Consider the following 13,707-nt stretch of genomic DNA (forward strand, 5'->3'; position numbering starts at 1 on the left):
CATGCCTGCCGGTCAGAACTGCCGGCGCCTCGCCTCCTGTTCGAGGACCGCGTCGAGGTCCTTGAGACGTTGCATGTTCTGCACGATGCGCCGGGTGCGGTGGTTGTTCTCCAGCAGCTCGCGGTGCCGGTGCACGAACGTCCAGTAGCCGGCCGTGAACGGACACGCGTCGTCGCCGAGCCGTTGCTTCGGGTCATAGGCGCAGTGGCCGCAGTGGTCGCTCATCCGGTTGATGTAGGCGCCGCCCGCCGCGTAGGGCTTGGTGGCGAGCCGGCCGCCGTCGGCGTGTTGGCTCATGCCGACGACGTTGGTCGGCATCACCCAGCGGAAGCCGTCGACGTAGGCGGTGGAGAACCAGTCGCTGAGCTCGGCCGGTTCAAAGCCGCGCTGCAGGGCGAAATTGCCGAGGATCATCAGCCGCTGGATGTGGTGCGTCCAGCCGCGGTCGCGCAGCCCGTTGAGCGCGTGGCGCAGGCATTCGGCGGTGACCGCGTCGGCGTCGAGGTCCTTCCACCAGTCCGGCAGCGGCGTACGGGCGTTCAGCTTGTTGTTGCCGCGGGTGTAGCCGCGACCGAAGTGCCAATAGAGGTGCCACATGTATTCGCGCCAGCCAAGGATCTGCCGAATGAAGCCCTCGACCGCGGCGAGCGGCGCCTTGCCGTCGTGATAGGCCTGCTCGGCGGCGTTGACGGCGTCGAGCGGATGCAGCACCGCGAGGTTCAGCGGCACCGACAGCAGCGAGTGCGACATCGCCCAGTCGCCGCCCATGATCGCGTCCTCGTAGCGGCCGAACGTCGCCAGCCGGTGTTCGATGAACCGCTTCAGCGCGCGCTGCGCCTCGGCCGGCGTGACGGCGAACAGGCGCGGGCCGTCGTCGCCGACGGTGTCGAGGTTCATCGCGTCGAGGTCGGCGCGGACCTGCGCGTCGATGTCGTCTTCGCGCGGCTGGTATGGCGGCGGGACGCCGAGGGTCTCCTGCTGCTTCGGCGGTGACTCGCGGTTCTCCTCGTCGTAGTTCCAGCGGTTGCCCACCGGATCCTCGCCGGCCATCAGCACGTCGAACCGGCGGCGCTGGTCGCGGTAGAAGTCCTCCATGCGAAAGCGGGTGCGATTGCCCGCCCACGCTTCGAAGTCCTTGCGCGGCAGCGCGAACATCGGCGTCGGCAGCACATCGGCCACCAGCCCGCGCTCCTTGAGGCGGTGCACGAAGTCCTCGGCCGCGAACGAGGTGGGCTGCTGCACCAGCACCGGACGGTCGAAGCGTTCGAGGGCGTCGGTGTAGGTGTCGGCCTTGAGGTAGGTGGCGCGGTCTTTCAGGTCCTGTTTGGCATGCCGCAGCGCCGACAGCACGATGTGCAGCTTCTGGCGGTGGTAGCGGCGCTTGCGCAGCGCGTGCTCGGCCTCGATCAGCACCACTTCGCGGTGCGCGTGCTCGCCGCCGTGCATGCGGGGTCCCAGCTGGTCGGCGAACAGCCACAGCGGGGTGTCGTCGCGCACCTTTGCGGTCATGGTTCGCAGATGCCCGCCGCGCCCGCGAACGTAACGCCACGGCGGTTTTCCGAGCCAGATGTCGCCATGACGTCACACTCGGCGCGGGTTTCGATCGGCGCGCCGGCCTGCGGTAAGCTTCCGTGGCGTCGCCGGCTCTGCTTGGCGGCAGCGGGCTGTGGCGCAGCTTGGTAGCGCACTTGACTGGGGGTCAAGTGGTCGCAGGTTCAAATCCTGTCAGCCCGACTAGCATTACCGCAGGTCAGCGGCACTTTCCGGAGATGCGGAAGGTGCCCTTTGGCTGTTTGACCCAACCGAGTTGACCCAAACCGGCACGCCGACGCCACGTTCGGCCCGCGGCAGGCGGCCGGCCACCCGCCCGAATCCGATCAGCCAGCGTTCGATCGGGACACGCCCCGCGCAAATTCGCCGATGGCGTCGCCAAGGCCAATGACGGAGTAGCTGCCGAGGGGAGGATCCGCCTACCGCGCGGGATCAAGACGGCGGCGCTTCCACGCCGGTCTGAGCCAGCACGGCCGGCGGCAGGCGGTCACCGTGGACGGTGATTCCGGCGAGTTCGGCGTTGAGCTGCCGTACTTCGTCATCGGTGAAGGTGACGTCTTCCGCGCCGATGTTCTCGGCGAGGTGAGCGGTGCGGGTGGTGCTGGGAATTGGCACGATCCAGGGATGCTGGGCCATCAGCCACGCCAGCGAGATCTGGGCGGGAGTGGCGCCTTTACGTACCGCCCAGCGCGAGATCAATTGCACCAGTGGCATGTTCGCAGCCAAGTTCGCGGGGCTGTTGCGCGGCACCGACGCTCGGAAGTCGCCCCCGGCAAATTGCGTGGCGGGGTTGATGGTGCCGGTGGTGAAACCCATGCCCAACGGGGCCCAGGGCACGAACCCGATCCCGAGTTCCTGACATAGCGGCAGCACCTGGGCTTCGGGGCCGCGCCACAGCATGGAGTACTCGTTCTGGATGGCAGTCAGAGGTTGGACGGCGTGCGCGCGCCGGACGGTCGCGATGCCCGGTTCGGACAGGCCGAAGTGCTTCACCTTGCCCTCGGTTATCAGGTCCTTGACGGTGCCGGCGACGTCCTCGATGGGCACGGAGGGATCGACGCGGTGTTGATAGAGCAGGTCGATCCGGTCGGTGCGCAGGCGCCGCAACATCCCGTCGACGGCAGCGCGAATGTGGTCGGGTTGGCTGTTCGGACCACCGCGGCGTTCACCGGTCTGCGGGTCGACATCGAATCCGAACTTCGAGGCGATGACGACCTCGTCGCGCACCGGTTCCAGCGCTTCGCCGACGATGCGTTCCGATTCGAGTGGCCCGTACGCTTCGGCGGTGTCGAAGAAGGTGACGCCCTGTTCGTGCGCGGTGCGGATCAAGGTGATCATGTCGTCGCGGCTGCTGACCGGCCCATAGAGCGTGCCGGTCATCGTTTGACACCCCAGTCCGATGCCCGAGACCTCGAGCGGGCCCAGGGAGCGTCTACTGGTCACGGTGGTCGCGACGGTGAGCGGATTCGCCCTCGACTCGGCTCTTTCCGCAGGGGTGCAGCCGGCCGCTACCGCGGCGACGAGCGGCGCGGCGGCCACTCCCGTGGCTCCGATCAGGAACTTCCGGCGTCCAGTTGTGGGGTTTCCCGTCGGCATCAGACCTCGAGGTGACGCTGGGCGAACTGGGCCGCGATGGCCGGATCGCGGTGGTCGAAGAACAGGCTGGTGCCGGTGTCCATGCCGGCGATACGGTCCAGCTGCGCTGCGGTGAGTTCGAAGTCGAAGACGTCGAGGTTCTCCCGCATTCGTTCCGGGCGGACCGATTTCGGGATGACGACGATGCCGCGCTGGATGAGCCACCGCAGGACCACCTGCCCGACGGACTTGCCGTGGGTTTCAGCGATCGCCGTCAGGGTCGGATCGCTGAACATGTTGTTGCGGCCTTCGGCGAACGGCCCCCACGACTCGTGACGCACGCCGTACTGAGTCATCACCTGGTGATCATCGGCACGCTGGTAGTACACGTGCGTCTCGATCTGATTGACAGCTGGGGTGATCTCGTTGTGCACGATCAGGTCCACCAAGCGGTCGGGAAAGAAATTGGACACCCCGATGGCGCGGACGCGGCCCTGGGCAAGAAGGCCTTCCATGGCCCGCCATGCGCCGTAGTAGTCGTTGAACGGTTGATGGATGAGGTACAGGTCGACGTAGTCGAGGCCGAGGCGGTCCAGCGATCGCTGAAACGCCGCCGGGGTGGCGTCGTCGCCCGCGTGTTCCATCCACAACTTGGTGGTGACGAACAGCTCGTCGCGCGCGATTCCGCTGCGGGCGATTGCGCGGCCGACGGCCTGCTCGTTCTGGTAGGACGCGGCGGTGTCGAGGTGCCGGTAGCCGATGTCCAGCGCCTCGCTGACGACGCGTTCGGTCTCGTCGGCGGGCACCTGGTAAACGCCGAAACCGAGTATCGGCATCTGGACGCCGTTGTTGAGGGTGACACTCTGCATGAGGGGTCTTTCGTTCAGGTCCGGGCGCGCTCAGCGCTCGTACATCGCCATCTGTTCTTCGTTGTGGTGTTCGCCGGCTGCCGGCGGAAGGTTGTTCAGCGCCTCGAGATGGGCCGCGCTCAGCTCGATGCCGTCGGCGGCGGTGTTCTCCTCGACCCGCTCGACCCGCTTGGTGCCCGGTATGGGGGCGATGTCATCGCCTTGGGCGAGCAGCCACGCCAGCGCGACCTGAGCCGGCGTCGCGTTGATCGCGGCAGCGACCGCGGCCACCTCGTCGGCGATGCGCAGATTGCGTTGGAAGTTCTCACCGGTGAAGCGGGGATTGTTCTTGCGGAAGTCGGCGTCGTCGTCGAACTGCTCGGGTGAACGGATCGTGCCGGTCAGGAAGCCGTGACCGAGCGGGGAGAACGGAACGAGTCCGATGCCCAATTCGCGCAACACCGGGATGATCTCGGGTTCCAGGTCGCGGGTCCACAGCGAGTACTCCGACTGCAGCGCGCTGATCGGATGCACGGCATGCGCGCGGCGAATGGTATTCGCTCCCGCCGCCGAAAGGCCGATGTAGCGGACCTTGCCTTCGTCGACCAGACGGGCGAGCGCGCCGACGGTGTCCTCGATCGGAGTATTCGGGTCGACCCGATGCTGGTAGTACAGGTCGATGTGGTCGGTACCGAGCCGCCGCAGCGATCCTTCGAGGGCGGTTCGGATGTTGGCCGGGCTGCTGTCCAGATTCCACGGACCGGCGCCCGCGTGAGAGACGAGGCCGAATTTGGTGGCCAGCACCACGCCGTCGCGACGGCCCCTGAGCGCGCGACCCACCAACTCCTCGTTGACGTAGGGCCCGTAGATCTCGGCGGTGTCGATGAAGTTGACGCCCAGCTCCAACGCCCGGTGGATCGTCCGGATGGACTGCTCGTCATCGCTGCCGGCGCCGGTGTAGCCGTGCGACATTCCCATCGCGCCCAGGCCGATGCGCGACACCTCCAAGTCCCCGAGCTTTGCGTGTTTCATGGTTGTCCTCCTTGATTGGCGTCCGCAGCCCACCGTGGCGGTGGACGTGTCGGATGACGCCGATACCGCCAGCCAACCGCGCCCGACGCCTACGAGGGAGTGCCTGCCGTAACAGGTACTGCCAGGTCCCCCCGGGCTCGGCCCGCAAAACTGAACGAGCCCTCAGCTCTCGCGCGCCCGGTAGATCTGCTGCTTGATCTCCCGGTAGGCCTGCACCCGCGACATCACCGCGTCGATGGCCGAGCTGCGCTGCAGGGTGTCCGGCGTGGCCTCGATGCCGTAGAGCATGGCGCTCAGCTTCGCGTGCAGCTCCGCACGCTGCTCGGCGGTCTCGGCGTTCCTCCGTTCCGTGCGCAGCGATTCGTCGATCAGCGCCGCTTCCCGCGCACACCGCCCGATCAGCTCGACGCGTTCGAAAGCCGCGCCCTCCAGGTGGGCGGCGGTGGTGTTCGCCTCGGCGAGCAGCCGACGGTCGTCGCTGTTAGGCGTGTCGAGGGCGGACAGCTCGGCGGCGACGTTGCGCAGGGCATGCGCGCGCCGAAGATTGTCGACCACCGCGTGGATGTCTTCGGTGAAGTCGACGTCACCGAGCCAGCCGGCGCGAGCCGCTTCCGATGCGGCCACCTGCCGCACCGCGGCCTCCGCCTGCTCGACGAGGGCGGCGTTGTCCGCGCCGAGCGTCCGGATGCGGTCCTGCTTGAGCGCGAGGGCCTGCGCCGCCTGCTCGACGCGCGCCCGCTCGGCCGCCGCGATCCGGCGCTCATGGTGGGCGTTGACCGCCCACACGGCGAGACTGACGACACCGACGATCGCCGCGATGACGCCGAGGGCGATCCACACCGGTTTCGGGATCATCGTGAGCAGGCCGATGACGACGACCACCAGGAACGCCAGGCCCTTGCCCGCCCCACCGTCTGAACCTCTGCTCATGCTTCCCCCGGCGTCGAGATGGCCGCCTCGCTGCGGCTGGCCGGATAGTAGCGACGCGTACCGACAAGTTCCGGCAGTTATTTACCTGTTCGTCAGCCGACCGTCGCCGCGACCTTTAACGTTCCCGGCAGTATCGCCAGCGCAGTTCGGAGGCTCATGACGGCAGAGAACGCACCCGGCCCTGCCGTCGAGGCGGTCTATCAGGACAGCGGATACGCACCCGAACTGACCCGGACACTCGGCGGCTTCCAGGTCTTCGCCATCTCGTTCGCGTTCATCTCCGTCGCCGTCGGCGTGTTCGGCACCTATGACGATGTGCTGAAAACGGCCGGGCCGGTGGGCATCTGGCTGTGGGTGATCGCGGCGATCGGGCAGACACTGGTCGCGCTGGTGGTCGCGCAATTCGCCGCACGCATCGCGCTCAGCGGCTCGTCGTACCAGTGGGCGTCGCGCCTGGCGAATCCGAAGGTTGGATGGATGTTCGGCTGGCTGACCTTCTGGTATCTGGCGATCGCCGTCGTCGCCATCGACAACGCGTTGGCCGGTCAGGCGCTGATGCCGCTGCTCGGCATGTCCGAAAGTGAGGCCACCGCAAGGATTCTCACCGTCGTCATCCTGCTGCTGCAAGCTCTTGTGGTGATCGCCTCGACCAGGTTGCTCGGCATCATCACCTCGAGCGCCGTGGCGTTGGAAATCGGCATCGTGCTCGTGCTCGTCCTGGCGCTGGTGGTGGTGATGCTCGTCAGCAGCGACGCCCAGTTCGGAAACCTCACCTCTCGCGGCGTGGCCGCCGGCAGCAGCGACTACTACGCCATCGGCGGTGGGCTCATGGCCGGCATGATAATGGGCCTGACGACGCTCGTCGGATTCGATTCGGCCGCCAACCTCGCCGAGGAGGCCAAGGATCCGTTTCGGAGTGTGCCCCGCGCGATCGTCGCCTCGGTGGTCGCCGCCGGCGTCGCAGGGCTGCTGTTCCTGGTCGCGCTGACGCTGGCGATCAAGGACATCGACGCCGTGACCAACAGCGGGTCTCCCGTCGCCGCCATCATCCGCAGCCAGCTCGGACCGGTCATCGAACGAATCTTCCTGGTGGGCATCGTCTTTGCGATGTTCGGTGCGGGCACCGTCGTGATGGCCGCATGCGCTCGGCAGGTCTTCGCCATGGCGCGCGACGCCCGCTTCCCCGCACACGGCCTGATGCGGCGCGTCAGTCCTCGCACCAAGACGCCGGTCCCGGCGACCCTGCTGATCCTCGGGGTGGGCGTGGTGCTGATGGTGGCCCTACCCGGCCAAGCCCTGATCGAGCTGATCGTCGCGTCGACCATCCTGCCCGCGCTCATCTACGGCGCCGTCGTGGTCTTGTACCTGGCCGTGCGAAGACGCCTGGAGCGCAGGGACGGCGGGTTCAGCCTCGGCCGTTTCGAACTGCCGGTCGCCGTCACCGCGCTCATCTGGGTGGCCCTGGCGCTGTTCATCCTGACGACCCCGGATGACGCGGTGGTTCCGAACCTCGTCGTGCTGGGGCTGATCGTGGCCGGTGGCGGCTACTTCGCGACGATGCTGCTCGTCAACCGGCAGGTGCTGGACGCCGAACCGGGCGTCGAGGAGTTCAGCGCTCGCTGAGCGCCGCTAAGTATCCAGCTCCGAGAGCGGCCGGCGCTCGACACCCCGGCCGGTGACGACCTTCGCGGTGATGGCGGCGAGCCGTCCCATCCCGCGGTAGGTCGACGGGTTGAACAGCGTCGGCCAGGTGGTGCGTAGCCGGTGCTCGTCGAGGGGCCGGCCGGCGAACCGGTCGCGAAGCCACCGCAACGCCATCGGTGCGGACAGCGGATGCAGCGCGAGATGTTCGCAGAACCGGTCGCGGTGATAGGTGACATGGGTGCCGCCGGCCCGGTAGATGCGCACGAGCTCGTCGATGTCGTCGACGGAGATGATGCGGTCGAACGCGGCTTGGATGACGAGCAACGGTATGGCGGGCGCGCTGGTGCCGAGCCGGATGTGGTCGAAGACGTGCTGCACCTCGGGCAGCTCGAGGATCTCCTCGAGCGGGCGGTCGAGCATCGACGCCATGTCTTTCCGGGCGAGCCGCATCACGGCCTGGGCGGTGGTCATCTTGCTCATCCGTTCGAGCATCGCGCGGCCGTCGTCGTTGGCGTGCGCCTCGAACAGCGCCCGCAGGTCCGGGTAGCGGTGCATCAGCGCGACCACGACCATCGCCGGCAGACCGGAGAAGAACTTGCCGTTGAGGCGGTGGTAGGTGTTGCCGAGGTCGCCGACGGGGGAGCCGAGCACCGCGCCGACGACGTTGAGTTCCGGCGCATAGCTGTCGTACACCTCGGCCGCCCACGCGCTCGCCAGGCCGCCACCCGAGTAGCCCCACAACCCGATCGGCGCGCTGCTCGACAGTCCCAGCGGCTCATGGTTGATCGCGGCACGCAGGCCGTCCAGCACGCAGAAGCCGGGCTCGAACGGCGCCCCGAACACACCGTGCGGCCCGCCGTGATCCGGTACGGACACCGCCCAGCCCTCGGCGAGGGCAGCGGCGACGAACAGCAGCTCGAACTGCGCGAACGAGCCGGCGGCGCGCGCACGTCGACGCAACGCGTAGGACGGGAAGCAGCGACCGGACACCGCGTCGATCGCACACTGATAGGACAGGATCGGATGCGGCTCGCCGGCTGCGCGGTGCTGCGGCACCAGGACGGTCGTGACCGTCGTCATGGGCCCGTTGTCCATGTCGTGAGTGCGGTACAGCAGCTGCGTCGCGGTGAACTGCTGGGGGATCGTGCCGAGGAACGCCAGCGGCACGGTGCGCGACCGCAGCACGGTTCCCGGTGCGGCGTCGTCGGAGCCCGCCGGCGGCTGGTAGAACGGGTCGACGTGCGGCAGCTGCGGGCGTTCGCCGCGGCGGCGGCTGAACCGCCCCGGCCGCGGCGCGTCCGCCTGACCTGCGACCCCGCTCTTCGCGTCCACGATGTCGACGTACCCACTTCCCGACGATCCGTCGCGCCGGCGTAGCGCAGACCACAGCAGGCGCGGTCTGCGGCACCGGTGAGCCACGTCCTGCGATAGCGTCAGAGGCGAGTACGTCACAGATCGGACACCGAACGAGAAGTCCCGGGAGAGCACACATGAGCGCCGAGCAGCCGACCATCATCTACACGCTGACCGACGAGGCGCCGATGCTCGCGACGTTCGGGTTCCTGCCGATCCTGCGGACCTTCGCCGACCCGGCCGGCATCACCATCGAGACCAGCGATATCTCGCTGGCGGCGCGCATCCTCGCCGAGTTCCCGGAGCGGCTCACCGACGAGCAGCGAGTACCGGACAACCTCGGCCGGCTGGGCGAGCTGACGCAAGACCCGAGCACCAACATCGTCAAGCTCCCCAACATCAGCGCGTCGGTGCCGCAGCTGCTCGCTGCGATCAAGGAGTTGCGGCAGAAGGGCTACGACCTGCCCGACTTCCCGGGCGACCCGAAGACCGACGACGAGCAGGACATTCGCCAGCGCTATGCGAAGTGCCTGGGCAGCGCGGTGAACCCCGTTCTGCGCGAAGGCAACTCGGACCGCCGGGCCCCCAAGGCGGTCAAGGAGTACGCGCGCAAGCACCCGCACAGCATGGGTCCCTGGTCGCAGGCGTCACGGACCCACGTGGCGACCATGCGGGGCGGCGACTTCTACCACGGCGAGAAGTCGATGACCATCGACCGGGACCGCAAGGTCAAGATGGTGCTCACGACCAACAGCGGCGAGGAACTGGTGCTCAAGCCCGAGGTGCAGCTGGGCGAGGGCGACATCATCGACAGCATGTTCATGAGCCGCAAGGCGCTCTGCGACTTCTACGAGGCCGAGATGCAGGACGCCTACGAGACCGGCGTGATGTTCTCGCTGCACGTCAAGGCCACCATGATGAAGGTCAGCCACCCGATCGTCTTCGGTCACGCCGTCAAGGTCTTCTACAAGGAGGCGTTCGCCAAGCACCAGCAGCTGTTCGACGAGCTCGGCGTGAACGTCAACAACGGCATGTCGGATCTCTACGACAAGATCGAGCAGCTCCCCGCCTCACAGCGCGACGAGATCATCAACGACATCCACGCCTGCCACGAGTACCGGCCCGAGCTGGCCATGGTGGATTCGGCGCGCGGCATCACGAACTTCCATTCGCCCAGCGACGTGATCGTCGACGCGTCGATGCCGGCGATGATCCGGCTCGGCGGCAAGATGTACGGCGCCGACGGCCGCACCAAGGACACCAAGGCCGTCAACCCGGAGTCGACCTTCTCCCGCATCTACCAGGAGATGATCAACTTCTGTAAGACGCACGGGCAGTTCGACCCGCGGACCATGGGCACCGTCCCCAACGTCGGCCTGATGGCGCAGAAGGCCGAGGAGTACGGCAGCCACGACAAGACGTTCGAGATCCCCGAGGACGGGGTCGCCGACATCGTCGACATCGACACCGGCGAGGTGCTGCTCACGCAGAACGTGGAGACCGGCGACATCTGGCGCATGCCGATCGTCAAGGACGCGCCGATCCGCGATTGGGTCAAGCTGGCGGTGACCCGGGCACGGGCGTCGGGGATGACCGCGTTGTTCTGGCTCGACACCGAGCGGCCGCACGAGGTGGAGCTGCGCAAGAAGGTCAAGGAGTACCTCAAGGAGCACGACACCGAGGGCCTGCACATCCAGATCATGCCGCAGGTGTGGGCGATGCGGTACACGCTCGAACGGCTCATCCGCGGCCGCGACACGATTGCCGTGACCGGCAACATCTTGCGCGACTACCTCACCGACCTGTTCCCGATCCTCGAGCTGGGCACCAGCGCGAAGATGCTCTCGATCGTGCCGCTGATGGCCGGCGGCGGGCTGTACGAAACCGGCGCCGGCGGGTCGGCGCCCAAGCACGTGCATCAGCTGGTGGAGGAGAACCACCTGCGCTGGGATTCACTCGGCGAGTTCCTGGCCCTCGGTGCGTGTTTCGAGGACATGGGCCGCAAGACCGACAATCAGCGGGCGAAGCTGCTCGGCAAGACGATGGACGCGGCGATCGGCAAGTTGCTCGAGAACGACAAGAGCCCGTCACGCAAAACCGGCGAGCTCGACAACCGGGGCAGCCAGTTCTATCTCGCGTTGTACTGGGCGGAGGAACTCGCGTCGCAGACCGACGACCAGGAGTTGGCCGACCACTTCGCGGGCCTCGCGAAGTCCCTGCGGGAGAACGAGGAAACGATTGTTTCGGAGCTCAACGAGGTGCAGGGCAAATCGGTGGACATCGGCGGCTACTACTACCCGGATTACGACAAGACCGCGGCGATCATGCGGCCGAGCAAGACGCTGAACGAGACGCTCGAGGGCGCCCGCAGCTGACGGGCGCGACGTCGTCGGGCATTGCGGAGCCTATTCCGCCGGGCGCCGGCAGTCCGTCCGGTCCAACCCACCGGCCGGGTGCCGACCGATCGCGATGGCACGGTGATGTACCCGGACCGTCGGTCCGGGATACAGTTGTGCACTGAACGGCCGAATCGACCGGACGTGCCCGAAAGGACGAGTGACCATGTCGTTTTCGCTGGAGCTGACCGACGACGTCATCGAGGTGCGGGACTGGGTGCACCAGTTCGCCGCCGACGTCGTGCGTCCCGCCGCCGCCGAGTGGGACGAGCGCGAGGAGACCCCGTGGCCGATCATCCAGGAGGCCGCCAAGGTCGGGCTCTACTCCATGGAGCTGTTCGCCACCCAGGCAGCCGAGCCGACGGGCCTGGGCATGCTGACGGTGTTCGAGGAACTGTTCTGGGGCGATGCGGGGATCGCGCTGTCGATCCTGGGAACCGGGCTGGCCGCGGCGTCGCTGGCCGCCAACGGCACACCCGAGCAGATGGGGGAATGGCTGCCGCAGATGTTCGGCACCCCCGAGGAACCGCTGCTGGCGTCGTTCTGCTCCTCGGAGCCCGGGGCGGGATCCGACGTCGGCGCCATCCTGACGCGGGCCCGCTACGACGAGGCGAGCGACGAATGGGTGCTCAACGGCGTCAAGACCTGGGCGACGAACGGCGGCATCGCGAACGTCCACATCGTCGTCGCGTCCGTCCATTCCGACCTCGGCTCCCGCGGACAGGCGACCTTCATCATCCCGCCCGACACCCCCGGCTTCAAGCAGGGCCAGAAGTTCAAGAAACACGGCATCCGCGCCTCGCACACCGCCGAGGTGATCCTCGAAGACGTGCGCATCCCGGGCTCGCTGATCATCGGCGGCAAGGAGAAGTTCGACGAACGGATCGCTCGCGCCCGCGAGGGCAAGCGGACCTCCGGCCAGGCGGCGCTGAAGACGTTCGAGCGCACCCGGCCCACCGTCGGCGCCATGGCGTTGGGCGTGGCGCGCGCCGCCTACGAGTACGCGCTCGAGTACGCGCAGCAGCGTGAGCAGTTCGGCCGGCCGATCGGCGACTTCCAAGCCATCGCCTTCAAGCTCGCCGACATGAAGACCCGCATCGACGCGGCCCGCATGCTGGTGTGGCGGGCCGGCTGGATGGCGCGCAACAACAAGCCGTTCGACAACGCGGAAGGCTCCATGGCCAAGCTCGTCGCCAGCGAGACCGCGGTCTACGTCACCGACGAGGCGATCCAGATCCTGGGTGGCAACGGCTACACCCGGGACTACCCGGTGGAGCGCATGCACCGCGACGCCAAGATCTTCACGATCTTCGAGGGCACCAGCGAGATTCAGCGCCTCGTGATGGGGCGGGCCATCACCGGGCTGCCGGTGAGGTAGCCCGCGAGCAGCACCTCGGCGAGCTGGATCGGGTAGACCGCCCCCCGCTCCCACACCGCGTCGGGCACCAGCAGCGGGACGCCCGCGGTCATCGCGGCGACCATCATCGCCAGCGACAGCAGACCAACCCCGCCGACCGCCACGAGCGCCCGGCCGAACCCCGTCGCGCGCCCGGCGAGCGCGCCACCCGCCGCCACCGCCGCGGCGTTCCCGCCGAGGATGGCCGCCGCCGCGCCCACGACGTGCGCCGACCCGGCGTCCGATGGCACCAGCGCGATCAGCACCATCCCGGCGACGTGCACCGCGGCGGCGCACCGCAGCGCCCGATCCCGGCGCCGGGTGCCGACCACCGTCGCCACCGCGACGAGGACGCCGCTCGACAGGAACGACGTGTTCATCAGCGCGGCGCGCGGCGACCGCGCGGTGCCGAGGTCGCTGATCACGTCCTCGGTATAGCGGTATCCCGGAAACCCGCGGGCCGCAACGGCTTCCGCCACGACGAAGCAGGCCGCCGCGGCGACCAGTGCGGCGGCGGTCGCCCGCCTACTGCGCGGTGGCAAGGAGCGTCCGCACCTGCGGGGGGATCGGGATCGGCCGTCGGTTCTCCCGGTCGACGTAGACGTGCACCCAGTGGCCGACTGCGGCGACCGGCGCGGGCGCGTCCGCGGCCGCGCCGAACAACGCGAGCCGGTAGGTGACGCTGCTGGTGCCCAGCCGGGTCACCGTCAGCCCGACCGTCAGCGGATCCGGGAACTTCAGCTCGGCGAAGTAGCGGCAACCCGACTCGGCCACCACCCCCAGCCACGGCACGGCGAGCGGGTCGACGCCGAGCGTGGTGTCGATCCAGGCGTTGATCGCGGTGTCGAACAGCGAGTAGTAGACGGCGTTGTTGAGGTGGCCGAACATGTCGTTGTCGGTCCAGCGGGTCAGCACCGGCCAGTGAACGGCGAAGTCGGCGCTGGTCAGCTCCCGCTCGGCACCGGTCATGCTGTGCAGTCTC

At 68.0% G+C, this 13,707-nt stretch carries 11 protein-coding genes and 1 tRNA gene; 4 read left to right on the plus strand and 8 right to left on the minus strand.

Translation table 11 applies throughout. From position 1 onward, the window contains the following. Positions 1-12: 12 nt before the first annotated feature. Complete coding sequence (locus LV457_RS12620; RefSeq protein WP_232171527.1) at positions 13-1,509, minus strand: cryptochrome/photolyase family protein; 1,497 nt, start codon at positions 1,507-1,509, stop codon at positions 13-15. A 151-nt stretch (positions 1,510-1,660) separates the two neighbouring features. Here LV457_RS12620 and LV457_RS12625 point away from each other — a divergent pair. Then, positions 1,661-1,734: transfer RNA gene (locus LV457_RS12625), tRNA-Pro, on the plus strand. A gap of 249 nt (positions 1,735-1,983) precedes the next feature. Here the strand turns inward: LV457_RS12625 and LV457_RS12630 are convergent. The 4 genes from LV457_RS12630 to LV457_RS12645 all read right to left on the minus strand — a co-directional run bounded on the left by LV457_RS12630 (position 1,984) and on the right by LV457_RS12645 (position 5,936). Beyond that, on the minus strand, positions 1,984-3,090 hold the full coding sequence (locus tag LV457_RS12630; RefSeq protein WP_232171528.1) for an aldo/keto reductase: 1,107 nt from the start codon (positions 3,088-3,090) through the stop codon (positions 1,984-1,986). 56 nt (positions 3,091-3,146) lie between these two features. Next, a complete protein-coding gene (locus tag LV457_RS12635; RefSeq protein WP_232171529.1) occupies positions 3,147-3,995 on the minus strand; it encodes an aldo/keto reductase in 849 nt (282 codons plus the stop codon). Positions 3,996-4,025: 30 nt separating this feature from the next. Beyond that, positions 4,026-5,006: an aldo/keto reductase gene (locus tag LV457_RS12640; protein WP_232171530.1), complete on the minus strand. Its 981-nt coding sequence runs from the start codon at positions 5,004-5,006 to the stop codon at positions 4,026-4,028. A 162-nt stretch (positions 5,007-5,168) separates the two neighbouring features. Continuing rightward, positions 5,169-5,936, minus strand: coding sequence for a hypothetical protein (locus LV457_RS12645; protein ID WP_232171531.1), 768 nt, complete (start codon positions 5,934-5,936; stop codon positions 5,169-5,171). Positions 5,937-6,092: 156 nt separating this feature from the next. Between LV457_RS12645 and LV457_RS12650 the strand changes: the two genes are divergently transcribed. Continuing rightward, positions 6,093-7,559: an APC family permease gene (locus LV457_RS12650; RefSeq protein WP_232171532.1), complete on the plus strand. Its 1,467-nt coding sequence runs from the start codon at positions 6,093-6,095 to the stop codon at positions 7,557-7,559. 6 nt (positions 7,560-7,565) lie between these two features. Here LV457_RS12650 and LV457_RS12655 read toward each other — a convergent pair whose 3' ends face one another. Further along, entirely contained in the window at positions 7,566-8,912 is a 1,347-nt protein-coding gene (locus LV457_RS12655) for a lipase family protein (RefSeq protein ID WP_232171533.1), read from the minus strand. Between the two features lie 158 nt (positions 8,913-9,070). Between LV457_RS12655 and LV457_RS12660 the strand changes: the two genes are divergently transcribed. Both LV457_RS12660 and LV457_RS12665 read left to right on the plus strand, forming a co-directional pair. Next, entirely contained in the window at positions 9,071-11,308 is a 2,238-nt protein-coding gene (locus LV457_RS12660; RefSeq protein ID WP_232171534.1) for an NADP-dependent isocitrate dehydrogenase, read from the plus strand. 187 nt (positions 11,309-11,495) lie between these two features. Beyond that, positions 11,496-12,707, plus strand: coding sequence for an acyl-CoA dehydrogenase family protein (locus LV457_RS12665; protein ID WP_232171535.1), 1,212 nt, complete (start codon positions 11,496-11,498; stop codon positions 12,705-12,707). Here the strand turns inward: LV457_RS12665 and LV457_RS12670 are convergent. After that, positions 12,659-13,267, minus strand: coding sequence for a DUF998 domain-containing protein (locus LV457_RS12670; protein WP_232171536.1), 609 nt, complete (start codon positions 13,265-13,267; stop codon positions 12,659-12,661). The two genes, LV457_RS12665 and LV457_RS12670, sit on opposite strands and share 49 nt — an antisense overlap. After that, positions 13,251-13,694, minus strand: a complete 444-nt coding sequence (locus LV457_RS12675) for a thioesterase family protein (RefSeq protein ID WP_232171537.1) — start codon at positions 13,692-13,694, stop codon at positions 13,251-13,253. The genes LV457_RS12670 and LV457_RS12675 overlap by 17 nt, the downstream gene beginning before the upstream one ends. Positions 13,695-13,707: the final 13 nt, after the last annotated feature.

Origin of the sequence: Mycobacterium sp. MYCO198283 (assembly GCF_021213805.1) — a bacterium.
In the GTDB taxonomy this organism is placed as follows: Bacteria; Actinomycetota; Actinomycetes; order Mycobacteriales; family Mycobacteriaceae; genus Mycobacterium.

Excerpts from the sequence above, each read along its gene's own strand:
- LV457_RS12620 (WP_232171527.1), bottom strand. The coding sequence starts at position 1,509 with ATGACCGCAAAGGTGCGCGACGACACCCCGCTGTGGCTGTTCGCCGAC.
- LV457_RS12635 (WP_232171529.1), bottom strand. The coding sequence starts at position 3,995 with ATGCAGAGTGTCACCCTCAACAACGGCGTCCAGATGCCGATACTCGGT.
- LV457_RS12640 (WP_232171530.1), bottom strand. The coding sequence starts at position 5,006 with ATGAAACACGCAAAGCTCGGGGACTTGGAGGTGTCGCGCATCGGCCTG.
- LV457_RS12645 (WP_232171531.1), bottom strand. The coding sequence starts at position 5,936 with ATGAGCAGAGGTTCAGACGGTGGGGCGGGCAAGGGCCTGGCGTTCCTG.
- LV457_RS12650 (WP_232171532.1), top strand. The coding sequence starts at position 6,093 with ATGACGGCAGAGAACGCACCCGGCCCTGCCGTCGAGGCGGTCTATCAG.
- LV457_RS12660 (WP_232171534.1), top strand. The coding sequence starts at position 9,071 with ATGAGCGCCGAGCAGCCGACCATCATCTACACGCTGACCGACGAGGCG.
- LV457_RS12665 (WP_232171535.1), top strand. The coding sequence starts at position 11,496 with ATGTCGTTTTCGCTGGAGCTGACCGACGACGTCATCGAGGTGCGGGAC.
- LV457_RS12675 (WP_232171537.1), bottom strand. The coding sequence starts at position 13,694 with ATGACCGGTGCCGAGCGGGAGCTGACCAGCGCCGACTTCGCCGTTCAC.